Raw genomic sequence first — 23,072 nt, 5'->3', positions numbered from 1 at the left:
GCAGGCCGCGCACCGGCCCCGGTACGGGAGCCGGCCCCTGCGGCGGTGACCACCAACGCTGCGACCGTGACACCTGCGGGCCGCGCACCGGCCCCGGTACGGGAGCCGGCCCCTGCGGCGGTGACCACCAACGCTGCGACCGTGACACCTGCGGGCCGCGCACCGGCCCCGGTGCGGGAGCAGGTCCCTGGGCCGGTGACCGGCCCGGCCGTGACCGTGGCCGCGGCCGACCGCGCCCCGACTCCCGTGCGGGAAGGGGCCCGTGGGGTGGCGACCGGCCCAGCGGTGACCGCAGCCCCGGCAGGCCACGCGCCGGAGCCGGCCCCCGGGACGGTGTCCACACCGGAGCCGGCGGCCTCCCGGGGGATCCGGGTGACCCCCGTACCGCCGGCTCCGCCCCGGACCCGGCAGCTCCTGTCGAAGGCGCCTCCCGTCCACGCGGCCGTCCAGCGGACGCTGGCCGCGCACCGGCCCGCGCCGCTGCCGGCGGGGACCCGGGCGGCCACGGCGGCGTCCGGCCCGGCCGACCTCGCGGCCCCGATGCCCCTCGCGACCTCAGCGACCTCGGCGGCCTCGGCGACCTCGGCGACCTCGGCGACCTCGGCGACCTCGGCGACCTCGGCCATTGTGGTGACCTCAGCGGCCCCGGAGGCCCCCGCGCAGCCGTCGATTCCGATGACCTCAGCGGCCCCGATGGCCCCTGCGATTGGGGTGACTTCAGCGGCCCCCGCGCCCCAGGCGATTCCGGTGACGCCACGGACCCCGATGACCTCGCAGACCCCGGCCACCCCGGCCACCCCGGCGGCAGCCGGCCCGGGGGCAGCGTCGGGTGGTGTTGCCCGGGGCGGCCCGGTCGCGGGCGCCGTCACCGCCCAGGGCAGCGTGCCACCGGCGCAGCGGGGCGCGGCCCCCCGTCCCGACGGGGTGGCCGGTCGCGCTGGCGGGGACGCTCCGTCCCCGGGCGGCCCCGTCGTCACGTCCGCGCCGCAGATCGCCCCTGCGGTGCAGGACGGTCCGGTACGGGGTGCCCCGCCACGGCCGACGAGCGCGGAGCGCACGACTCCGGCTGCCCGGCGCTCGGGGCTCGGTGCGCCGGTGCAGCGCAGCGCGGTGCGCCGGCCCGAGGGTTCCGCACCGCGCACGGAGGTCCCCGGATTCCCGGGCGCGCGAGGGCCGTCGGTGTCCGGGGCAGCGAGCGCCGCGCAGCCGGCGCCGCCCCGGCGGGAGCCGCCGCACACCGGCGTCCGGGGCCCCGCGCCGGCGGCGGACCCCGCGCCGGCCTCCCCACCCCCCGCCGGGGATGGGGCCGTTCGGCGATCGGTGAACGAACCCGTGCGGATCGTGCCGGTCGGCGAGCGCCCTGCCGCCGCACGGCCCACCGTCCAACGGGCGGTCGGATCCCCCGTCCCCATGCCCGACGGGCGTCCTGCCCCGGAGGCACCCGCTTCGGCGCTGCCCCGTCCGGCGTCTCCCGCCACCCCGCCCGCCGGGTCCGCCCCCGCGCCCCCGCGCGCCGACCGGCCCACCGAAGGCGGTGGCCCGGCCACCGGCCACGCGGCTGGGCACACCGCTCCCCCGCAGACGACCGCTTCCGGCACCATGCCCGTCCAGCGGACCTCGACCCCGCACGCCAACCGGCCCGCCGGGCCAAGCGTCCCGGCCGCCGGCCCCGGCACACCCACGTCACCCCCCGCCATCCGCCCTGACCGGCCGGCACCCGCTCACCACGCCCCGCCCCTCCAGCGGACCGCGACCCCACCCGCCGGCTCCCCTCCCGCACCCCCGCGAGCCGACCAGCTCACCGGACACGGTGGCCCGGCCGCCGGACCCGGCGCCCCGACCGTCCAGCGCACCGCGGCGCTCCCGTTACCGGCCCCGGCCCCGTCGGCTCCCGGCCGCCCGGGACCGAAGCCGGGGGCCGTTGCCCCCGACCCCGGCCGCGGGGGGCCCGTACGCACGGGGCTCGGCGCGCCCCTCGCTCCCCCGGCGCGGAACCCGGGATCCGGCAGTGCGTCCGATGCCCGGCGCCGGCCCGCGCTGGGCGCCCCCCTCGTGGGCGCGCCCGTCCGTACGGTTCCGGCCGGCGCCGGCGCTGCCGCTCCCCTGCCGGTCCAGCGGGCCGGGGCCCCGACCGCACCACAGACAGCGCGCGTGCCACACGTGCCACACGTACCGCACGTACCGCCGGAAGCGCCGCCTCCGGTCGTCGCACCCGGCGCCCTCCCCGGGCACGGGGTTCCCCTGCGGCTGGCCTCCGGGCCCGGAGCGGGGGCCGCGGCGCGCGGGGCGCTCCCCGTGGCGCCGCTGACGGCCCCGGCCCCGGCCTGGGGCCCGCTACCGGCGCCCGGCGGATCCCCGGTCCAGCGCCTCCCCTTCGGCACCGGCTCCGGCCGGTCGGTCGGGGCGCTCGCGGCCGCCGCGTCGGCCGCGGTGGCTTCGACGCTGGGGCACATCCGGCCGTCCCCGCAACGGCCGCCGCCGCAGGAACCCCCGCCTCCGTACGAGCCCCCGCCGCCGTACCGACCGCTCGCGTCCGGCGGGCACCCGGCTGCCGGGGCGGCGCTCTCCCCGGAGGAACCGCCGCCCGCGTACGCCGCGGTGCCGGCGGGCGCCTTCGATCCGCGCGACCTGACCGAGTTCCAGCTGGACGAACTGGTCCACCGGATCATCGACCGGGTCACCCGCCTCGTCCGTACCGAACTGCGCATGGACCGGGAACGGATCGGCAGGCTCCGCGATCCGCGCGCCTGACGGACCGGAGCGCGCCTGACGGACCGGGCCGCGCCCCACGGACCAGACACCTCCAGAACGACAGGAAGGCCCACCGCCGATGTCCCGCCAGGACCCCGGGTCCACCATCTGGTTCACCCTCACCATCGACGGCGAGAGCCTCGGCTACTTCAACGGGTGCGACGGCCTGTCGTCGCAGGTCGAGGTCGAGCTCCGGCAGGAGGGCGGCAACAACGGCTTCGTGTGGCAGCTGCCCACCCGGGTCACCTTCTCGACGATCCGGCTCACCCGACCGCTGACCCCGGACACCGCGAAGGTCGCCAAGTGGATCTCCTCGGTCCAGACCGGCATCAAGCGGCCCACCGCACAGATCGCGGCGCTGCGGGCCGACGGGTCGTTGGTGGCCCGCTGGGGACTCATCGACGTCCTGCCGGTGCGCTGGCAGGGCCCCACCCTCGACCCCGCGAGCGCCGCCGTGGCCACGGAGGTCCTGGAGATCGCCCACCACGGGTTCACGGACTGACGGCGCGGCGGAACGGAAAGGAGGCACACCATGGCCAGGAACAGCAGGGGCGCCGGCAAGAGCCTGGTGCGCGCATCGCTGGCGATCCACGAACCCCCGGTCGGGACGAGCACGACGCCCGGGGCGCTGATGCGGACGTTCGGCTTCGAGTTCAATCCGGCGCAACTGTCGCTGAGTCAGCGCGCGCAGTGGAAGGCGACGCCGACGATGGCCGTGCGCGACGGCTCCAAGCCGGAGTTCATGGGCGCCGAGCCGCGCGAGATGACCCTGGAGATCTTTTTGGACTCCTCGACCGCGCCGACCGGCAACACGGTGCTGCGGAAGGTGGAGTCCCTGCTGGGCTGCTGCGAGGTGACGGCGAAGAGCATCGCCGGCGACCAGCCGTCGCCCCCGTGGGTCGTGTTCGAGTGGGGGTCGTTCTCCACGGCCCGGTTCGTGGCGTACGTGAGCTCCGTCGAGGCCTCGTACAGCCTCTTCGGCACCACGGGCGTGCCCATCCGCGCCACCTGCCAGGTCCACCTGGTGGAGATCCCGGGGAAGACCAAGGGCCAGAACCCGACGTCCGGCGCGCTCTCCGCCCAACGCGTGCACCGGGTCGTGGCCGGGGATTCGCTGCAGTCCTTGGCGTGGCGGGAGTACGGCACGGCCACCGTGTGGCGGGCGATCGCCGACGTCAACGGCATCGACGACCCGTCCCGGTTGACGCCGGGCACCCAACTGGTGCTTCCCGCGCCCGAGGAGGTCTCCCGCTGATGGTGCAGCCCGCGTTCTCCAGCATCATGCAGGTGCGGATCGGCGGCGCGAAGCTCCCGGACGACATCGCCCCGCTGCTCGTCGAGGGCTGGGTCGACCAGGGTGTCGGGGTGCCGGCCGCCTTCCGGCTGACCTTCCGCGACCCGTACCGTCTGGTCCTCGGCAAGTTGAACGTCACCTTCGGCACGAAGGTGGTGCTCACCCCGATCGCCGACGGCCAGGGCGGTGGCAAACCCCTGTTGACCGGCGAGGTCACCGCCTTGGAGGCCGACTACGACGGCACCGGGAGCTTCACCGTGATCCGCGGTTACGACCTCGGGCACCGGATGATGCGCCAGCGCCGCGTCGCCGCCTACCGCAACCAGAAGGCGTCCGACATCGCCCGCAAGCTCGCCGCCCTGGACGGGGTGCCGATCGGCCGGATCCAGTCGACGAGGGGCACCTACTCCTTCATCAGCCAGTCCAACGTCACCGACTGGGACTTCCTCTCCCGGCTCGCCGACGAGAACGACATGGTGATGTCCCTGGACTCCACGGGGCGGTTCCGGTTCGTGACGCCGATGCCGTCGGCCGGTGCGCCGTCCCCGCGGGCCGACGCCGACACGAGCCCCTTCGTGCTGCGGGCCGGGCACGACATCCTCCGGCTGCGGGCGGCGGTCACCGCCGCCGACCAGGTCGCCGAGGTCGAGGCGCGCGGCTGGAACGTCACCACGAAGAAGAAGATCGTCGAGACGGCCCCGGCCAGCACCGATCCGGGCATCTCCATCGGCCTCACCCCGGGGCGGACGGCCGCGAAGTTCGCGTCTGCGCGGCTCGTCGAGACCGCCACGCCGTACGACCGGCAGGACGAGGTCCGGGGCGCCGCCAAGGCCCTGGCCTCCGACGTCACGTCGTCGTTCGCCGAGTTGGAGGTCTCGGTGCACGGCGATCCCCGGCTGCGGCCGGGCGTGCCCGTGGCCCTCGGCGACGTGGGCCGGCCCTTCGAGGGCAAGTACACCGTCACCTCCGTGCGGCACGTCTTCGGCGACGGCAAGCACTACGAGTCGTGGATCACCGTGAGCGGGCGCCAGTGGCGGTCGCTGTACGGACTGGCGTCGGGCGGGGGCGCCGCGGACGCGTCGAGCGCCTCCCGGCTGCCCGGCGTCGCGAACGCGATCGTCACCGACGTGCAGGACCCGCTGAAGCGGGGGCGGGTCAAGCTGCAGTTCCCGTGGCTGGACGACACGTACGTGAGCGACTGGGCCCGCGGCGTGCAGCTCGGGGGCGTGGGCGGCGGCGGTGTCTTCCCCATGGACGTCGGTGACGAGGTGCTGGTCGCCTTCGACCGGGGCGCGCTGGACCACCCGTTCGTGATCGGCGGTCTCTACAACGGCCGGGACCTGCCGACCCGGGTCGACGACGTGCCCCTCCACGACGGCCTGAAGCGGAAGGCCGCCCGGCACACCCTGTCCGACCGGCAGGCCAACCGCGTCGACCTGCTCAGCCAGCGGACGGGGCGGCGGCGCCAGGGTGTCCGCATCGCCACCGGTGACGACCGGTTGACCATCAACCTCGACCGCACCGAGACGGAGATCACCGTCGACAGCGCGGGGTCGGTGACCATCAAGGGCGGCCGCTCGGTGTCCGTCGAGGCCGGGACCGATCTGACGCTCAGCGCCCGGCGCCGGCTCACCCTCAAGAGCGGCGGCCCGCTGGACATCCAGGGCGGCGGCCTCGTCACCCTCAAGTCCGCCGGCGCCGTCAACGTCGACGCGATGGGGCTGCTCAGCCTCAAGTCCATCGGCTCCACCATGATCACCTCCGGCGGCACGGTCCAGGTCACCAGCATCGCCAACGTCGGCATCCGCGCCCTGAAGGTCGACCTCATGGGGGTCGTCTACGTCAACCAGATCAAGTACCCCTTCGGATGACCAGAAGGACGACCGGAAGGCAGGTGGCCTCCTGATGGCCGAACAGTTCATCGGCTCCGGCTGGGCGTTCCCGATGCGCATCGGGCCCACCGGGGGCATCACGCTGGTCAGTGGCGAGCGCGAGGTCGAGGAGGCCATCCGGCTCGTGCTGGCCACCGCCCCGGGCGAGCGGCCGATGCGCCCGGAGTTCGGGTGCGCCATCCACGACCTCGTCTTCGCCCCGGTCAACGAGCAGACCGCCGGCCGCATCCAGCACGAGGTGCACGTGAGCCTGGACCGCTGGGAGCCCCGGATCGAGGTCCACGAGGTGGAGGTCTCCGCCGGCGACGACCGGAGCGTCCTGTTCATCGACGTCCGGTACTCGATCCGCGGGACGAACAACCCGCGCAGCCTCGTCTTCCCCTTCTACGTCATCCCTTCCCACGACGAGCCCGACGCGCCGGACGCTTCGGGCTCCTCCGAAAGCGACCTCTGATGTCCCTGCCCTCCCCCAACCTCGACGACCGGCGCTTCCAGCAGTTCGTCGACGACGCCAAGCGCTACATCCAGCAGCGCGCCCCCGAGTGGACCGACCACAACGTCTCCGACCCCGGCATCACGCTCGTGGAGACGGTCGCGCACATGGCGGACCAGATCGTCTACCGGCTCAACCGCGTCCCGGAGAAGAACCACCTCGCCTTCCTGGACCTGGTCGGCATCACCCTGTTCCCGCCGTCCGCGGCCCGTACGGACGTCACCTTCTGGCTGTCCGCGCCGCAGGAGGACGTGGTCCTGGTCCCGGCCGGTGCCGAGGTCGCCACGCTGCGCACCGAGCGGGAGGAGGCCGTCGTCTTCGCCACCGAGCGCGACCTCGCGGTCGTCCCGTGCGCGCTGTCGCACGTGGTGGTGCAGCACCAGGGTCAGCCCGTCGTGGACCGCACCACGGACCTGCTGGAGGGCAAGGACGTGCGGTGCTTCGCCGAGGCCCCGGTACCGGGCGACTGCATGCTCATCGGTCTGACCGCGGCCGCTCCGCACTGCGCGCTCGCGCTGGAGCTCGACAGCCGCGTCGACGGCGTCGGCGTCGATCCCCGCCAGCCGCCCCTGCTGTGGGAGGCCTGGACCGAGGACGGCTGGCAGGAGTGCGAGGTGGACCGGGACGGCACCGGCGGTCTCAACCGGCCCGGCGACGTCGTCCTGCACCTGCCCGGCGGGCACGTGCTGTCGCGCAGCGGCGGGCACGAGGCCGGTTGGATCCGCTGCCGGGCCACCCCCGCACTGGCCGGCCAGCCCTTCTACACCTCCTCGCCGAGCATCCGCTCCGTGGAGGCCTTCACCATCGGCGGCACCACCCGCGCCGTGCACGCCGAAGCAGTCCACGACGAGGCGCTCGGCGAGGCGACCGGGCTGCCCGGCCAGAGGCTGCGGCTCTCCCGCGCGCCGGTCGTGGCCGACGACCCGCCCCTGCTGCTGCAGACCGCCGGGGACGACGGTTGGCGGGACTGGCAGGTGGTCCCGCACTTCGCCGCTTCCCGGCCCGGCGACCGGCACGTCACCCTGGACGCCGCCACCGGCGAGATCGCCTTCGGCCCGGCCGTCCGCGAACCGGACGGGACCCTGCGCCAGTTCGGGGCCGTAGCCCCCAAGGGCGCCGTCGTCCGCGCCCACCGCTACCGGACCGGGGGCGGCCGCGGCGGCAACGTGGCGCGCGGCGCCGTACAGGTCCTGCGCACCTCCGTCCCGTACGTCGCCGAGGTCGTCAACCGCGAGGCGGCGCGCGGCGGCGTCGACGGCGAAACGGTCGAGGAGGCCAAGCTGCGGGCGCCGATCACGCTCCGCGCCCAGGACCGCGCCGTGACCCTGCGCGACTACGAGGAGCTCGCCCGCCGCGCCGCGCCCGAAACCGCCCGCATCACCTGTCTGGAGGGGGAGGAGGGACAGCACGGCGCCTACGCGGTCCGCGTCCTCGTCGTCCCGCAGGCCGTTCCCGATCCGGGCGGGCGGTTGCGTTTCGAGCAGCTCGTGCCGGGCGACGCGCTGCTCGACCGGATCACGCGCCACCTGGACGAGCGCCGGCTCATCGGCACCCGGCTGGCCGTCGGACCGCCGTACTACCAGGGCGTCACCGTCGTCGCCACGGTGCACGCCTTCCGCGGGGTCGACACGGACCGGGTGCGCCGCCGGGCGCACGACGCGCTCTACCGCCACCTCGATCCGCTGACCGGCGGCGCGGACGGTCGGGGCTGGCCCTTCGGGCGGCCGGTCCAGACCGGCGAGGTGTTCGCGGTCCTGCAGCGGGTCCCGGGGGTGGAGCTCGTCGACGAGGTCGTCCTGCACCCCGCGGACCCCCTCACCGGCAAGCGCGGCGATCCGACCGACCGGATCGACCTGGAGCGGCCCTCGCTGGTCTTCTCCTTCGACCACCGCGTCCGGGTGATCGGGGACGGCGGATGACGGCGGCTCCCTACCGGGGGTCCGTCGACGGCCTCGGCTCCTCGCTGCCCCTGGGCACGATGCTCCCGGCCGTCTTCGCCGACGACGACCTGGCCCAGCGGTTCGTCGCCGGACTCGACGAGGTCCTCGCGCCCGTCCTGAACGTGCTGGACTGCCTGGACAGCTACTTCGACCCGGCGCTGACCCCGGCCGACTTCGCCCGGTGGCTCGGCACCTGGGTGGGCGCCGAGACCGACGGCGGCGAGCCCGAGCCGCGGCTGCGGGCCGCCGTCGCGGCCGCCGTCGCGCTGCACCGGATCCGCGGCACCCGCCGCGGCCTGGCGGAAGCGGTCCGCCTCGCGTTCGGCGCGGAGCCCGAGATCACCGAGAGCGGCGGGGCCGATTGGGACGCCCGTCCCCTCGGCGCCTTCCCCGGCGCCCCGCGCCCGCGGCTGCACGTCAGGCTCCGGCTGCCCGAGCCGACTCCGGCCGACGTGCACCGCCTGGACTCCCTCGTCGCCGCGGCCCGCCCCGCCCACATGCCCTACGCGGTCGAGGTGACCGCCGTAGAAAGGAACTTGGAGACATGACCACGCAGAACTGCGCCGAGTGCGGAACGCGCGCGGAACCGGGCCAGTCCTTCTGCGACGCGTGCGGCGCCGTGCTCGGTTGGAACCAGGGCGCCCGCGCCGCACAGCCCGCCGCGCAGCCCGCCGCCCCGGACGCCGCCCGTGCGCATCCGGCGGTGCGCGCCGCCGCCGGTCCTGCCCCGACGCCGGGCGCCGGCGCCGCGCGGGGGCCGGCGCCGGACCCGCACGGGCCGGAGCCGATCGAACGGCCGTCGCCCCCGGGAAGCCCGGCGCGGGAGCGGAGCTCGGCCGACGCGGCGTGGCCGGACGGGGCCGCGGACTCCGGGCCCGCCGAGCCCACCGGGCCCGCTCCGGCACGGCCCGGTGCCCCGGGGCCGGAGGAGACCGCGCCCACCCGGCCCGTGCCGGCCGCCCCGGCCCCGCACGCGCTCGGCGACACCATGTCCGACCGGGCGCGCTCCCTGCTCGTGCCCGTGGCGGACCCCGAGGGTCCCCGACCCCCTGCGGCGGCCGCCGCGCCCGTGCTCCCCGGCCGGCCGGAGGCGGACCGGCCCGCCGTACGGGCCCCGGGGCCGCAGCCCGGCAGCGCGGGCGGCCCGCCGTGCCGGTGGTGCGCCACGCCCAATCCTCCCGACCGCCACTACTGCGTGCGTTGTGCGATGCCCCTGGCCGAGTCGGCCGGGGCCGCCGCGTCCGTACGGGCGCCTTGGTGGCGCCGGCTCTTCGGCGGGCGGGGCCGCGCGGTTCCCTGGGCGGGCGAACGGCCCCGGTTGCGCCGCGTCTTCGGCCGCGTGGGCACCTGGATCGCCCTCGCCGTCGTCGTCGCCCTGGCCGTCCTCGGCTTCGCCTACCTGCCCGGCGGCATCGACGCCGCCCGGGACCACTTCGCCAAGCGGGCCCCGGTCGCCCCGGACCGGGTCACGGCCTCCCGCTCGTACCCCGACCACCCGCCGGAGCTGGCCTTCGACAAGCGCAGCAACACCTGGTGGGGGCCCGGCGTCTCGCAGTCCGGGCAGGGCGAATGGATCGAGGCCACCTTCGGCGAGCCGACCCGGCTGCTCGACGTGATCATCACCCCGGGCGTCTCCGGGCGGGCCGACAAGATCGGCGAGTCCGCCCTGCCGCACCGCGTCACGGCGACCGTCACCGGGAAGGACGGCAAGGTCACCACGCGCCGGCTGACCCTGGATCAGGGGGCGGGTGGCCAGCGGCGGGCGTTCCGCGTCGGCGAGGTCACCAAGGTGCGCTTCACCATCGAGTCGTCGTACGCCGCCGCCGCCGACAAGCAGGCCGCCCTCGCGGAGATCGAGTTCTTCGGGCCGTCGAACGCCAACCGCTGACGCCTCGCCGACCTCCGCTGACGCCCGCGCCGACACGTCCGCGCGGGCGTCAGCGGGAGGCGCCGCCCTGATCCCGGTCCTTGTGGAGGGGGCTCGCCCCGGTCCTTGTGGAGGGGGCTCGCCCCGGTCCTTGCGCTTCCTCGGTGCCGCGCCCCGCGATGCCGGGACCGGTCAGAGACCGGTGGCGTCCCTCGCCCTCTTCAGCGCGGAACCGATCCTGTCCACCGCCGCGTCGTGCCGCCTCGCGCGCGCCGCCCGGTCCGCCGGCACCAGCCGGGTCGCGACCCGCACGGCGTGGGAGTCCGGGTCGCCGAAGGCGGTCCGGGGGTCCTCCCCCGTGTCCGCGCAGTGGGTCGTGACCTCCTTGACCGCCTGGAGCACGACCGCCCGGTCCACGCCCGGTTGTACCGCCAGCCGCACCTGGAACCGCGCCATCCACTTCTCGCGGTCCTTCTCGGCCGCCGCTTCCGGCGTACGGTCCTTCTTCGCCACGTGTTCTCCCGGGTTGGTCGCAACAGTCGGTCGTGGGGTGAGACGCCGGCCGGGCGGGGTGGGTTGCGCGGGCGCGCGTTCGGTCGGGTGCCGGGCTCCGCTCAGGCGGTCGGCGGGGTGGAGCGGGCGTAGCGGGTCGCGAGGTGACGCAGCTGGGCGACCAGTTCGGCCGGTTCGGTGACCTCGAAGTCGAAGCCGAGCATGCCCAGGTGGACGGCGAGGCCCTGGAGCGTGTCGGCGCCGGTGGTCAGGACGCAGGTGTCGGCGTCGACGGCCTCGACGGTGCCGACCGCGGGGTTGATCCGCTCGATCACCGCCGTCGCCGGCGCGTGGACGCTCACGCGCGCGTGGTGGCGCCAGGCCGCGCTCGACACCCGTTGGGAGACGTACGAGGCGACGTCGCCGCCGGGGAGCTCGCGCGGGGCGAAGCGCGGTCCGGTCGGGGTGCGGGGCCGGATCCGGTCGATCCTGAAGGTGCGCCAGTCCGCGCGCTCGACGTCCCATGCCACCAGGTACCAGCGCCGTCCCCAGTTCACCGCCCGGTACGGCTCCACCGTGCGGCGGGTGGCGGAGCCGGCGTGGTCCAGGTACTCGAAGCGCAGTCGTTCCCGGTCGCGGCAGGCGGACACCAGGGTGGTCAGCACCTCCGCGGAGACCTCGGGCGCCGGACGGTCCGCGGGCACGGCCACGGTGTAGGCCTGGAGGGCGCGCACCCGTCGGCGCAGCCGCGAGGGCAGCACCTGCTCCAGCTTGACCAGCGCCCGCAGCGCGTTCTCCTCGGTGCCGGGGACGGCGCCCTGCGCGGCGGTGCGCAGCGCGATCGTCACCGCCACGGCCTCCTCGTCGTCGAGGAGCAGCGGGGGCATCGCGGCCCCGGCACCGAGCCGGTAGCCACCGGCGGACCCGCGCGTGGCGTCCACGGGATAGCCGAGCTCGCGCAGTCGGTCGATGTCGTTGCGGACGGTGCGGCCGCTGACCCCCAGGCGCTCGGCCAGTTCGGATCCCGGCCAGGCACGCGGGGTCTGGAGCAGGGAGAGCAGGCGCAGCAAGCGTGCGGAGGTATCGAGCATGTGGCCCAGCCTGTGGTGTCATTAGGAACGAATCGTGCCTATATCGAGAATACTGTGTGACTCATGGAGATCAGCAGCAGCACCGATGCCCGGATCCGCCCCTACCGCATCGACATCGCGCAGGACGACCTCGACGACCTGCGCGACCGGCTGGGCCGTACCCGCTGGGGCAGTGAGATCCCCGGCACCGGCTGGAGCCGGGGGGTGCCCACGGACTACCTCAAGTCGCTGGCCGCCTACTGGGCCGACGGTTTCGACTGGCGCGGGGCGGAGGCGGAGCTCAACGGGTTCCCCCAGTTCACCACCGAGATCGACGGCCAGAACGTGCACTTCCTGCACGTCCGCTCGCAGAACCCGGCGGCCGTCCCGCTGCTCCTGCTGCACGACTGGCCCTGCTCGTTCGTGCAGTTCGTCGAGGTGATCCGTCCGCTGGCGGAGCACTTCCACGTGATCGTGACCTCGACGCCCGGCACCGGATTCTCCGGTCCGCTCGGCGAGGCCGGGTGGAACACCGGGCGCATCGCGGGCGCGTTCGTCGAGCTGATGGACCGGCTCGGCTACGGCTCGTACGGCGTCCAAGGAACCGGTGGTGGTGCCTGGACCGCCGCCGAGATGGGCCGCCGGGCGCCCGATCGGATCGTCGGCATCCACGTCAACGGCCTGATCACCTTCCCCTCCGGGGACCCCGCCGAATTCGAGGGGCTCACCGCATCCGAGCAGGAACGCCTCGCCCGGCTGGAGGACTTCCAGCAGGACAAGATGGGCTTCAACGCGATCCAGTCCACCCGCCCGCAGACCCTCGCCTACGGCCTGCACGACTCCCCCGTGGGCCAACTCGCTTGGATCGCGGAGAAGTTCAAGGAGTGGACGGACCCCGCCACCGAACTCCCCGAGGACGCCGTGGGGCGCGACCGCCTGCTGACGAACATCAGCGTCTACTGGTTCAGCGGCACGGCCGGCTCCTCGGCGAACCTGTACTACGAGGCGGGCCACGATGCGGGCGCGTGGGCGCCGAAGCCGCGCGGCACCGTACCGACCGGTGTCGCCGTCGCCCTCCCCACCGACGTCGCCATCCGACGCTTCGCCGAGCGGGACCACCACATCACCCACTGGACCGAGCTGGAGCGGGGCGGCAACTTCCTCGCGCTGGAGCAGCCCGAGGCCTTCGTCGCCGACGTGCGCGCCTTCTTCGGTACGCTCGCCGGCTGACCGGGACCCGCCGGGGCGGCGAAACCCCTTGGGGCGATGTCATGGACACGTGAGATCCTCCGTGCGGGGACCGGACGGTCGGTCCCCGCACGCGGGGCGGCGCGGGGGCGCCGTTCGGTACGGACACGACCCAGGGGTGGGAATGAAGACACGCACGATCGCCGCGGCCATCATCACGGTGGGCCTGATGGCCGCAGGCACGACCGGGTGCGGCACGGACGTGACCGACAAGGCCGCGAGCGCCGCCGTGGCCGCGGCGCTGGCCGAGGCCTCCCAACAGGCCTCCAAGCCCGGCTCGGCGGACATCACCACGACCGTCTCGGGCCCGAAGACGGGCGGCAGGACCGTCAGGACGACCGGGCTCTACTCGTGGGGCAACGGCAGGGGCATCTCGATGCAGAACGAGATGCCGGCCGCGGACGTGAAGATGGAGAAGTTCGTCGCGGACGGGACCGTCACGGTCCGATTGGTCGACGCCGTGTACTACTACAACATCGACCCCGTCCCGGAGGGCCCCTTCAAGGGCAAGACCTGGGTGCGGATCGACGCCTCGGCGATCCTCGGCGAGGCGGGCGCCTCCGCCATGAAGTCCGGCGACGCCGACCCGATGGCCGGCCTCAAGACGCTCATCTACGCGAAGGGCGCGTCCAAGGTCGACACGGAGACCCTCCGCGGCAAGAAGACGACCCACTACCGGGCGACGGTCCCCACGGACCGGATGGGCGCGGCCGGCGAGGCGTACACCGGCATGGGCATGACGGGCGACCTCGTCACGGACGTGTGGCTCGACGACAAGGGGACCCCGTCCCGCCTGAGCCAGTCCGTCGGCGGCACCGACCTCAGCATCGACTTCCTGAGCTTCGGGGGCAGCCGGACCGTCGAGGCTCCGCCGGCCGCCGACACCGTCGACTTCACTGACCAGGTCAAGAAGAAGCCGGCCGGAACAGCTTGACGTGAGCAGGTCAGATTTATCCAATCCAAGCCCGCTGCCCGGCCGCTAGGTTTCCCGCGGCCCGGAACCGGCCCCCACGGTCGTGGGGGGGGGGGACGGGCCATCGCGTTCCGGTGGACATCGACGGGTTGGAGGGGTCTTGGTGCCTGGAGGTAGCGGGAGAGCGCGATTATCCGCGCGGTCGTGGATACGCATGATCGTCTTCGCACTGACGATGGCTGTGGTGGTGTCACTGGCGCAGGCCGGGAGCACGCCCTCCGCTTCGGCGGCGTCGACTTCGGCGTCCAAGAAGGTGCCGCGGAACCTACCGCTCCTGTCGGTCCGATCACCCGGCGAGCAGGCACCGCGGGCCGAGCCGAAGCAGCCGAAGGCCGACTTCGGACCCTTGGCTGTGGGCGAGCACGCCCGCTTCGACGCGCGCAGGGCGGTGCACGGCGCCGACGCCGACTCCGCACCACAGACCCGTCCGGTCGCCCCGGTCGATGGCGCGGTGGTGGGCACCGAGACCCCGACGTTGCAGGTGGACGCGGTCGGTGACGGCTTCCTGTACTGCTTCAAGATCTCCACCGGGTTCGACGGCCGCTCGGGCAGCGTGGTGGACTCCGGATGCCTCGACCAGCCGCAGTGGACGGTCCCCAAGCACGTGCTGCACGACGGCGGCCGCTACACCTGGACGGCGGCCACCGCCGTGGCCGGCGCGACGACGGCGACGCCGCCCTTGTGGGTCGGCCACTTCACGGTCAACCAGCGCGTGGGCGATCCGGGACCCGCGCCGACCGACCACCTGGGGCCGGTGACGGTCAACCTGTTCAACGGCAACGCGCACGTCGAGGCCGCCGGGCCGGCGTTCCAGACCGTCGGCGGGTCCGCCGGGGTCAGCCTGGCCTACAACTCGCGGGAGGGCGCCCCGCACGGAGTGCGCGCCTCCTACTTCAACGACTCGCGGCACACGGGCACCCCGGACGCCACCCCCGTGATGGTGCGCGGCGAGCCGCAGGTCAACCTGGACTGGGGCATCCCGTGGACCGGCAACCCGGACAACCAGCCGTGGCGGGACAATCCGATGCCGCCGGCGCTGGACAAGAATTGGTTCGTCGTGCGCTGGGAGGGTCAGTTCAAGGCCGCGGTCACCGGTGACTTCCGGTTCGCGGGCGCGCACACCGACGGTGCGCGGGTCTGGGTGGGCGACAAGCTCGTCTACGACAACCCCGGCCCCGCCGATCCCGGCGACGACTTCCTGCTGCCCGGCCCGCGCCAGGACCAGGACGTCGCCCTCAAGGCCGGCCAGCTGGTGCCGATCCGTGTCGAGCTCTACCACCACTCCGACCAGCGCCCCCGCATGGTGCTGTGGGCGAAGAGCAGCACCGGCGCCGACGACCAGCGCACCGACAACCTGCAACCGCGGATCGTGCCGACCGAGTGGTTGCTCTCCTCGGACTCGCAGTCTTTTCCGGCGGGTTGGACGCTGTCGGCGCAGTCCAGCGGCTACAGCCGCGCCGAGATGCTGGACGGATCGGTGGTGCTGACCGACTCCGCCGGCGGCAAGCACACCTGGGCCAAGGCCTCCGCGGGCGGCTACACGCCGCCGGTGGGCGAGGACGGCGTGCTCGCCTTCGACAGCAAGGGTCAGATCACGGTCACCGAGGGCGAGACGGTGTCGGTGTTCAACGCCGACGGCCGCCTCGCGGCGGTGGAATCGGTACTGGACGGCAAGAAGCCCGCCGCCCTGCAGTACGTCTACAGCGGGAACCCGGCACGCCTGACCCGGATCAAGGACCCGGTCTCCGGCCGGTCGCACCAGCTCTTCTACAACACCGACGGCAGCGACGGCTGTTACGGCGCCACGTCCCGTCCGCCGGGCGCGGACCAGGCCCCACCGCAGATGCTGTGCCGGATCCGCTACTGGGACGGCAGCGAGACCCGGCTGTGGTACCAGATGGGGACCCTCGCCCGGATCGAGAACCCCGGCGCGGCCATGCAGGACTTCGACTACGTCGGCCGCGCCTCCGCCAAACAGCGCTACGACGAGGCCGGGGACAACGAGGAGGAGAAGCAGAAGGCCCTGGACAGCATCGGACCGCTGGCGACCCTTCGCGGCAGCCTGGCCTACGACTGGGTGGCCCGCCAGGCCCCGTCCGAGGAGAACGGCTGCACCAACACCAGTGACACCGCGGCCGCTTGTACGGTGATCGGCTACACCCCGGTGATCGAACAGCCCCAGGAGCCCCCCGCCCTGCGCGCGGTCCAGGTCCTGGCCCCGGCGCCCGACGGCCGCTCCGGCAACCTGCGCGCCGAACACTTCTACCAGTACTACCTGGAGCGCAAGCAGGCCACCGTGGCCCTGGCCGGGGTCTACGACTCCACCCGCTCGCGCACGGTGACCTACGACGACGCGGGCCGCGCGCTGGTCACCACCGACTTCGCCGGCGCGAGCATCTCCGCCGAGTGGAACGCCAAGGACCAGGCCACCGCGGCGGTCGACAGCGCCGGCCGACGCTCCACCACGGTCTACGACCACGCCGACCGCCCCACCGACCGGTACGGGCCCGCACCGGCCTCCTGCTTCACCGGCCAGACCCCGACCCCCGCGTGCGCCGCGAAGATGCCGCACAGCCACACCGACTACGACGAGGGACTCAGCGGCCTCACCGCCGCGTTCTACGACAACCCGAACCTGTCGGGCGTCCCCGGCGCCTTCGCCACCGGCATCGGCCCCACCGACGGGACACTGTCCCGCGCGTGGGGGGCGAGCCCGCCGGTGGCGAACACCGCAGGCTGGTCCGGACGGTTCACCGGCGAGATCCGACTCCCCTCCACCGGCGACTACGGCCTCGGATTCACCGCGGTCGACGGCGTGCGCCTATGGGTGGACGACGTACTGACCGTCGACAACTGGAGCGACAAACCCTCCACCACCGTCACCGGCAAGTACACCAACACCACCGCCGGCAGCTGGCACCGCCTCCGCGTCGACTACTACAACCGCTCCGGCACCACCGGCTCCCTCGCCTTCACCTGGACCCCACCCGGCACCAACACACCCACACCCGTACCCGGAGCCAACCTCGCCCCCCGCTACGGCTGGGCGACCAACTCCACCACCGACGACACCTCCGGCACCAGCCAGGAACGCGCCCCGTCCAAACGCACCACCACCACCTACTCCGACCCGGCAGCCGGCATCGACCCCGTGTACGGCCTCACCGTCTCCGCCACCGCCGACCCCGACGGACTGGGACTGACCGCACGCACCACTTATGAGCGGCCGGACGCCGGATACCTGCGCAGGCTGGCCACCGCGAAGCCTGGCGGCGACCTGGCCGACCCCGACAAGCACTCCACGACGGTCTACTACGGCGACACCGAGACGCGGGCCAACCCGTGCGATCCGAACGCACCGGCCGCCAACCAGGGCGGCATGGCCCGAACCGCCACCGAGACCAAACCGGCCGGCGGGACAGCGCTCACCGGCGAGACGGTGTATGACGAGGCGGGCCGTGTCGTAGCCGAGCGTGTCAACGACGAGCCGTGGACCTGCACCGGCTACGACGCGCGCGGACGGGTGGCCAAGAAGACCTTCCCGGCCTACGGGGGCAAGCCTGCGCGCACCGTCGTCTCCGACTACGCCGTCGGTGGTGACCCGCTGACCTCCAAGATGACCGATGCGAACGGGTCGATCACCGCCAGGATCGACCTGCTCGGCCAGGAGGTCGGCTACACCGACGCCAACGGCGTCACCTCGACCGCCACCTACGACCAGGTCGGACGACTGATCAAGGACACGACCACGGTCAAGGGCGTGTCCAGCACCGTGGCCTACGCCTGGAACGACGCCAACCAGCTGACCAGCGTCAAGGTGGACGGAACCAACGCCGCCACCCCCTCCTACGACACCGCCACCGAACTGGCCGGCGTCGTCTACGGCAACGGATCCCGCCTCGACTCACTCGCGCGCAACACCGCTGGCAAGCCGACGGCGTTGACCTGGAAGACCGCCTCGTCCACCGTGGTCGACACGGTCACCCGCTCCCGCGACAACCGTGTCACCGACGACGCGGTGACCTTGAACGGGCAGCCCGTCGCGAACTACTCCTACACCTTCGACACGGTGGGCCGGCTCGTCGCGGCGACCGTCCCGCACCACCAGCTCGCCTACCGCTTCGATCCGGCCAACGGCTGCGGGACGGCGAAGGCCGCCGGATCGAACACCAACCGCACCGCATCGAGTGACAGCCTGGGCGGCGCCGCGCCGGTCACCACCAGCTACTGCTACGACGGCGCCGACCGACTGACCTCCACCAGCGGCGGCATCGCGCTGGCCCTCACGTACGACTCCCACGGCGACACGGTCAAGCTCGGCGGCGACACCCTGGGGTACGACGCTGCCAGGCGGCACATCGCCACCACGACCGCCGACGGCAAGGCGATCTCCTACTCGCGCGACCCGGCCAACAGGCTCACGGCCCGCACGGTCACCGGCGCCGCCGACGGGTCGAAGAACGGGACCACCCGCTACTCCTACAGCTCCAAGCACGACGACGCGGACCTCATCCTGGACAAGGACGGCGCCCTGCTCCAACGGATCGTGGCACTGCCCGGCGGCGTCCTGCTGACCAAGAACTACGACAAGGGCGCCACCACCAACTGGTCCTACCCCAACATCCACGGCGACGTGCTCTTCACCGCCGACGGAGCCGCCACCCGCACCGGCGACATCCACCTCTACGACCCCTTCGGCCAGAACATCGACCCCACCACCGGCGCCTTCACCGACATCCCGATCCCCTCCACCGCCGCCGGAGGCATGGACTTCGGCTGGCTGGGCCAACACGAACGGCCGGTGGAACACCTGGCCGGCCAGCAGGCCATCGAGATGGGCGCACGCGTCTACCTCCCGGTCCTCGGCCGCTTCCTCCAGATCGACCCCGTACCGGGAGGGTCGGCGAACGACTACGACTACGTCGACGCGGACCCCGTCAACGGCCTGGACCTCGCCGGAACGTTCTCGTGGAAGTCCGTGGTCCGTGTCGGGACCACCGCGGCCGAAGTGGTGGCCTTCGTACCCGGGCCCGTGGGGACCGTCGCCTCCGGGGTGGCCGTGGCCGGGCAGCTCGCACAGGGCAACAAACAGGCTGCGGCGATGAACGCGCTCGGCATGATCCCCGGCGGCAAGCTCGCCAGTACCGTCGCCAAGAGCGCGGCCAAGGAGGCCTCGACGCTCGGAAAGGCCGCCGAGGCGGTCGAGAAGTCGTGCAACTCCTTCACCCCCGATACCCAGGTGGTGATGGCCGACGGCACCGTCAAACCGATCAGTGACGTGCGCGAGGGCGATCTGGTCCGAGCCACCGATCCCGCCTCCGGCCGGACCGCTGCGGAACCCGTCACGGACGTCATCGCCGGCCGCGGCACGAAGCACCTGGTCGACATCGCCTTCGAAGGGCCGCGACGGGCGACGATCACCGCCACGACCGGACACCCCGTCTGGATCGAGGGCCGCGGCTGGGTCGACGCCGGCGACGTCCGAACCGGCGACGTCGTCCGTGGCGCGCCCGGCTCCGCGGCGCTGAAAGTCGCCGCCGTCAATGATCGCGGAGACGTCATCGACGCGACCGTCTACAACCTCAGCGTCGGCACCGTCCACACCTACTCCGTCCAGGCCGATCAGAGCCGAATCCTGGTGCACAACGCTGCGGCGTGCAGAGCGGGGAAGGACTTCACGCAGGCCGGTAAGAGGAACGTCGCCGCCGCCAATGAGGACAAGTACAACGGACACCACCTCTGCGAGTGGTGCGGTCGGGAAGTCGTCCAGCCGCAGCAGTCACAGCGCGGGGTGAAGCCCTCCCTCGACGAGTGGAACGTCGACCACATGGATCCCAAGGCGCACGGCGGTGCCGGAAGCCCTGACAACGGCCAGCTGCTCTGCCGCTGGTGCAACGGCTGGAAGTCGGACAAGTGACACAGGCGGCCTCGGCTCGGGCCGTCCTCCCTCGATCCACGCACTACGAAAGGATCACGCTGGTGACCAGAAGAGCAACGGGACACGGACGCGCCATGTGGAGGAGGGCGACCCTCGTCGCGGTGGCGCTGTGCGCGGCCGTGGGGGTCATGACGTCCCCCGCCGCCGCGCGGGAGGAGGGCGGTACGTCGGCCACGGCACTGGTCCAGCTGACGTTCGCCAACGTCAGCAACGGAAAGCTGCTGGACGTCCAGGACGCCAACTACGACGACAACGCGTTCATCTCCGTCAACCGGGCGCCGGGCTCCGCCACGAACTGGCGCATCAACACGCCCAGCACCCTCGGTTCCGGGTTCGCCATCGTCAACAACACCACCGGCAAGTGCATGGACCTCACCACCGCCCGCTACCAACTGCGGCAACAGCCCTGTGACGGGCGCGCGTCCGAGCAGTGGTACCTCCAACCGATCTCCGGATCCCCGCAGAAGGCGTTCCGGATCCGCCAGGTCGGCGACAACACCTGCCTGACCGTCCAGATCCCGCCCAACACCGACAACTTCGTGTACACCTACCGCTGCGACAACACCTCGCAGCAGCAGTGGACGCTGCCCGCCTCGATCTACCAGACGGCGTGGAACACCGCCGTGGACTACGCCGCCGGCCGCTGCAACAAGGACACCTCGACCTGCGCGTGGTCCACGACCAGTCAGACACCGCCGTTCACCCTGCCGGAGACGTGCGTCTCCCCGATCTGGTTCAACGACACCTCGACCACGATCCCCTGGGAGTTCTCGCTGAGCACCAGCACCGGGTGGAACAGCTCCATCGGCTTCAAACTGTCCGGAAGCCTGGCCGGCGAGTTCAACGTCGAGCTCGTCAAACTCACCCTCACCGTCGCGGCGGAGGTCAACGGCCAGACCACGGTGGACCTCAAGCGGGAGATGGGCAACAAGCTGACGGTGAGCGTGCCCCCGCGCCAGTACGGGTGGGTCACGCTGTCCGAGCTGGCGACGAAGGCCACCGGCACCTGGACCTTCGACGCCCAGGGCTTCCCGTGGACCGCCGACGACACCATCACCGTGCCGCTCAAGTACGACGTCAACGGCGGCGCGAGCATCTACAGCGCCCGGACCAGGCCCACGTTCACCAACTGCGCCGGGATCTGACCCGTACCCCAGCAGGATCCCGCCGTCCGACCGGTGGATCTCGCCGGGCGGCCGGAGCGTAGCGGGCGATGAGGGGCGGACTCATGGAGTCCGCCCCTCGACCGTGCGACGGGCCGCGCCCCGCGCCTACCCGGCGCCGAAGAACCGGCCCCGCTCGCACAGGGCGTCGACCTCCAGGTTCTCCTCCTCGCTCAGCTCCGCGTCGAGCGCCACGTCGACGACTTGACGAGCTCTGGCCAGCATTCGCAGGACGTTCCGGTCGAGGACGAAGGTGCCGATGGTGCTCTCGTCCGCCGTCCCCGCGCCCAGGCGCGATACGAGCCGGTCGAGGGAGACCACCAACTCGTTCAGGCCCTGAACGACCTCCACGGCCTGGTCAAGGGGGATGCGGACCTCTCGGGAAGTCATGTCCATCGGCCGAGTACACCACAGGCCACGGACTGCCGACGGACCGCTCCCCCACCCTCTCGCCGGAGATGTTTACCAGCCAGATCAAAATGATCTTTCCTGAAATCGATCTTGGCCTTGAGGCGACAGGAACTAGGCTTGCCCGGCACATAGTTCACGCTTCACCAATTCTTTACAACGGGGAGAATTCAGCATGGCGATCCAACCGCCCACCGCGACCGGACACCCGCTGTTCGGGTCGATGCTCGACCTTCAGCGGGACGCTCTCGGGACCTACCTCAAGGCCCAGCGGGAGCACGGCGACGTGGTGCGGTTCGTCGCCGGCCCGCCGGGAATGCGGGCGCAGTTCTACGGAGTGTTCTCCCCCGCCGGGGCGCAGCAGGTGCTCGCGCAATCGGCGGCCACCTTCCGCAAGGACAGCCGGTTCTACGACGAACTGCGCGCCTCCTTCGGCAACGGGCTGCTGACCAGCCAGGACGAGGAGCACATGCGCCAGCGGCGGCTGCTGAACCCGCTGTTCAGCCAGCGCCAGGTGGACAGCTACTGCACCGACATCGCCGCGGAGGCACAGGAGCTGACACGGCGGTGGGACGAGGTGGAGGACGCGACCGTCGACGCCGCCGACGAGATGGCCCGTTACACGCTGCGCGTGATAGCCCGGCTGCTGTTCGGTACCGGCGGCGACCTGGAGACGGCGCTCGGGAGCGTCAAGCGCAATTTCCCCATCATCAATGCGTACGCGGTGAAGCGGGCCTTCTCGCCCGTCAACATTCCGCGAAAGGTACCGACGCCCGGCAATACGAAGGCGGCGAAAGCACACCAGGAACTGTACGACGTGTGTGACCAGATCATCGCGGCCCGCCAGGACGCGGAGGCCGAGGGCGAGTCGGACCGGCACGACATGCTGAGCGTGCTGGCGCGGGCGCGGGACGAGAACGGGGAGCCGCTCAGCGCGCAGGAGATCCGCGAGCAGGTGCTGGTGTTCCTGGTGACGGGCCACGAGAGCACGGCGACCTCCCTCTCCTTCGCCATGCACATGCTGGCGCTGAACCCCGACGCGCAGGCCCGTGCGCACGCGGAGGTCGACGCGGTGCTGGAGGGCCGGATCCCGGGTGCCGGGGACATGGCCCAGCTGCCGTACCTGAACCAGGTGATCAAGGAGACGCTGCGCCTGTACCCGGCGGCGCCGTCCTTCGGCCGCTCCCCCGACGTGGACGTGGAGATCGGCGAGTACGTCATCCCGGCGGGCTCCGACGTACTGGTCAGCCCGGGCGTGATCCAGCGGCGTCCCGACATCTGGGAGGACCCCGACCTCTTCGACCCGGAGCGGTTCCTGCCGGAGAGGGAGGCGGAGCGCGGGCGGTACACGTGGTTCCCGTTCGGTGGCGGTCCGCGGGCCTGCGTGGGCCAGCACCTGGCGATGTTGAACGCGGTCCTGACCCTGGGCGCGCTGCTGCAGAAGTTCGAGTTCACCGCGGTCGACACCGACATTCCGATGTCGACCGGGGTGACGCTGCGGGCCGAGGGCCCGGTTCGGGTGAAGCTCGCTCCCCGTGGGTGA

The 23,072-nt window shown here is 72.9% G+C and carries 16 protein-coding genes and 1 pseudogene; 13 read left to right on the top strand and 4 right to left on the bottom strand.

Annotated features, from left to right (window positions below; translation table 11 throughout):
• Window positions 1-626: pseudogene (locus ACIQWR_RS21020) on the bottom strand (hypothetical protein); the annotation flags it as partial.
• Window positions 627-2,151: 1,525 nt separating this feature from the next.
• On the opposite strand from ACIQWR_RS21020, the gene ACIQWR_RS21015 reads away from it, so the two are divergent.
• From ACIQWR_RS21015 to ACIQWR_RS20980, 8 genes are all read left to right on the top strand, one after another.
• On the top strand, window positions 2,152-2,751 hold the full coding sequence (locus tag ACIQWR_RS21015) for a hypothetical protein (RefSeq protein ID WP_404011577.1): 600 nt from the start codon (window positions 2,152-2,154) through the stop codon (window positions 2,749-2,751).
• 79 nt (window positions 2,752-2,830) lie between these two features.
• A complete protein-coding gene (locus ACIQWR_RS21010; RefSeq protein ID WP_404011575.1) occupies window positions 2,831-3,253 on the top strand; it encodes a phage tail protein in 423 nt (140 codons plus the stop codon).
• 30 nt (window positions 3,254-3,283) lie between these two features.
• Window positions 3,284-4,006 (top strand): LysM peptidoglycan-binding domain-containing protein, encoded by a 723-nt coding sequence (locus ACIQWR_RS21005; protein WP_404011572.1) that lies wholly within the window; start codon window positions 3,284-3,286, stop codon window positions 4,004-4,006.
• Window positions 4,006-5,916, top strand: a complete 1,911-nt coding sequence (locus tag ACIQWR_RS21000) for a VgrG-related protein (RefSeq protein WP_404011569.1) — start codon at window positions 4,006-4,008, stop codon at window positions 5,914-5,916. Before ACIQWR_RS21005 ends, ACIQWR_RS21000 begins: the two co-directional genes overlap by 1 nt.
• A 34-nt stretch (window positions 5,917-5,950) precedes the next feature.
• Entirely contained in the window at window positions 5,951-6,391 is a 441-nt protein-coding gene (locus tag ACIQWR_RS20995) for a GPW/gp25 family protein (RefSeq protein WP_404011567.1), read from the top strand.
• Complete coding sequence (locus ACIQWR_RS20990; protein WP_404011564.1) at window positions 6,391-8,349, top strand: putative baseplate assembly protein; 1,959 nt, start codon at window positions 6,391-6,393, stop codon at window positions 8,347-8,349. The genes ACIQWR_RS20995 and ACIQWR_RS20990 overlap by 1 nt, the downstream gene beginning before the upstream one ends.
• Entirely contained in the window at window positions 8,346-8,918 is a 573-nt protein-coding gene (locus ACIQWR_RS20985; protein ID WP_404011562.1) for a phage tail protein, read from the top strand. The genes ACIQWR_RS20990 and ACIQWR_RS20985 overlap by 4 nt, the downstream gene beginning before the upstream one ends.
• Window positions 8,915-10,258 (top strand): NADase-type glycan-binding domain-containing protein, encoded by a 1,344-nt coding sequence (locus tag ACIQWR_RS20980; RefSeq protein ID WP_404011559.1) that lies wholly within the window; start codon window positions 8,915-8,917, stop codon window positions 10,256-10,258. The genes ACIQWR_RS20985 and ACIQWR_RS20980 overlap by 4 nt, the downstream gene beginning before the upstream one ends.
• Window positions 10,259-10,429: 171 nt before the next feature.
• On the opposite strand, the gene ACIQWR_RS20975 is transcribed toward ACIQWR_RS20980, so the two are convergent.
• Window positions 10,430-10,750 (bottom strand): hypothetical protein, encoded by a 321-nt coding sequence (locus ACIQWR_RS20975; protein ID WP_404011556.1) that lies wholly within the window; start codon window positions 10,748-10,750, stop codon window positions 10,430-10,432.
• A 101-nt stretch (window positions 10,751-10,851) separates the two neighbouring features.
• Window positions 10,852-11,820: a helix-turn-helix transcriptional regulator gene (locus ACIQWR_RS20970; RefSeq protein ID WP_404011554.1), complete on the bottom strand. Its 969-nt coding sequence runs from the start codon at window positions 11,818-11,820 to the stop codon at window positions 10,852-10,854.
• Window positions 11,821-11,883: 63 nt separating this feature from the next.
• Between ACIQWR_RS20970 and ACIQWR_RS20965 the strand changes: the two genes are divergently transcribed.
• The 4 genes from ACIQWR_RS20965 to ACIQWR_RS20950 all read left to right on the top strand — a co-directional run bounded on the left by ACIQWR_RS20965 (window position 11,884) and on the right by ACIQWR_RS20950 (window position 21,103).
• Entirely contained in the window at window positions 11,884-13,029 is a 1,146-nt protein-coding gene (locus ACIQWR_RS20965) for an epoxide hydrolase family protein (protein WP_404011551.1), read from the top strand.
• Between the two features lie 142 nt (window positions 13,030-13,171).
• Window positions 13,172-13,981 carry a hypothetical protein gene (locus ACIQWR_RS20960; protein WP_404011548.1) on the top strand — a complete coding sequence of 270 codons (810 nt, stop codon included), beginning with the start codon at window positions 13,172-13,174 and terminating at the stop codon, window positions 13,979-13,981.
• 193 nt (window positions 13,982-14,174) lie between these two features.
• Window positions 14,175-19,937, top strand: coding sequence for a PA14 domain-containing protein (locus ACIQWR_RS20955; protein WP_404011545.1), 5,763 nt, complete (start codon window positions 14,175-14,177; stop codon window positions 19,935-19,937).
• Between the two features lie 62 nt (window positions 19,938-19,999).
• Window positions 20,000-21,103, top strand: a complete 1,104-nt coding sequence (locus ACIQWR_RS20950; RefSeq protein WP_404011542.1) for an RICIN domain-containing protein — start codon at window positions 20,000-20,002, stop codon at window positions 21,101-21,103.
• A gap of 126 nt (window positions 21,104-21,229) precedes the next feature.
• Here the strand turns inward: ACIQWR_RS20950 and ACIQWR_RS20945 are convergent, their stop codons facing one another.
• On the bottom strand, window positions 21,230-21,517 hold the full coding sequence (locus ACIQWR_RS20945) for a hypothetical protein (RefSeq protein ID WP_404011539.1): 288 nt from the start codon (window positions 21,515-21,517) through the stop codon (window positions 21,230-21,232).
• Between the two features lie 187 nt (window positions 21,518-21,704).
• On the opposite strand from ACIQWR_RS20945, the gene ACIQWR_RS20940 reads away from it, so the two are divergent.
• Entirely contained in the window at window positions 21,705-23,072 is a 1,368-nt protein-coding gene (locus tag ACIQWR_RS20940; RefSeq protein WP_404011537.1) for a cytochrome P450, read from the top strand.

The organism is Streptomyces sp. NPDC098789, assembly GCF_044759975.1.
In the GTDB taxonomy this organism is placed as follows: Bacteria; Actinomycetota; Actinomycetes; order Streptomycetales; family Streptomycetaceae; genus Streptomyces.
This window is presented reverse-complemented; position numbering and strand designations above follow the sequence as displayed.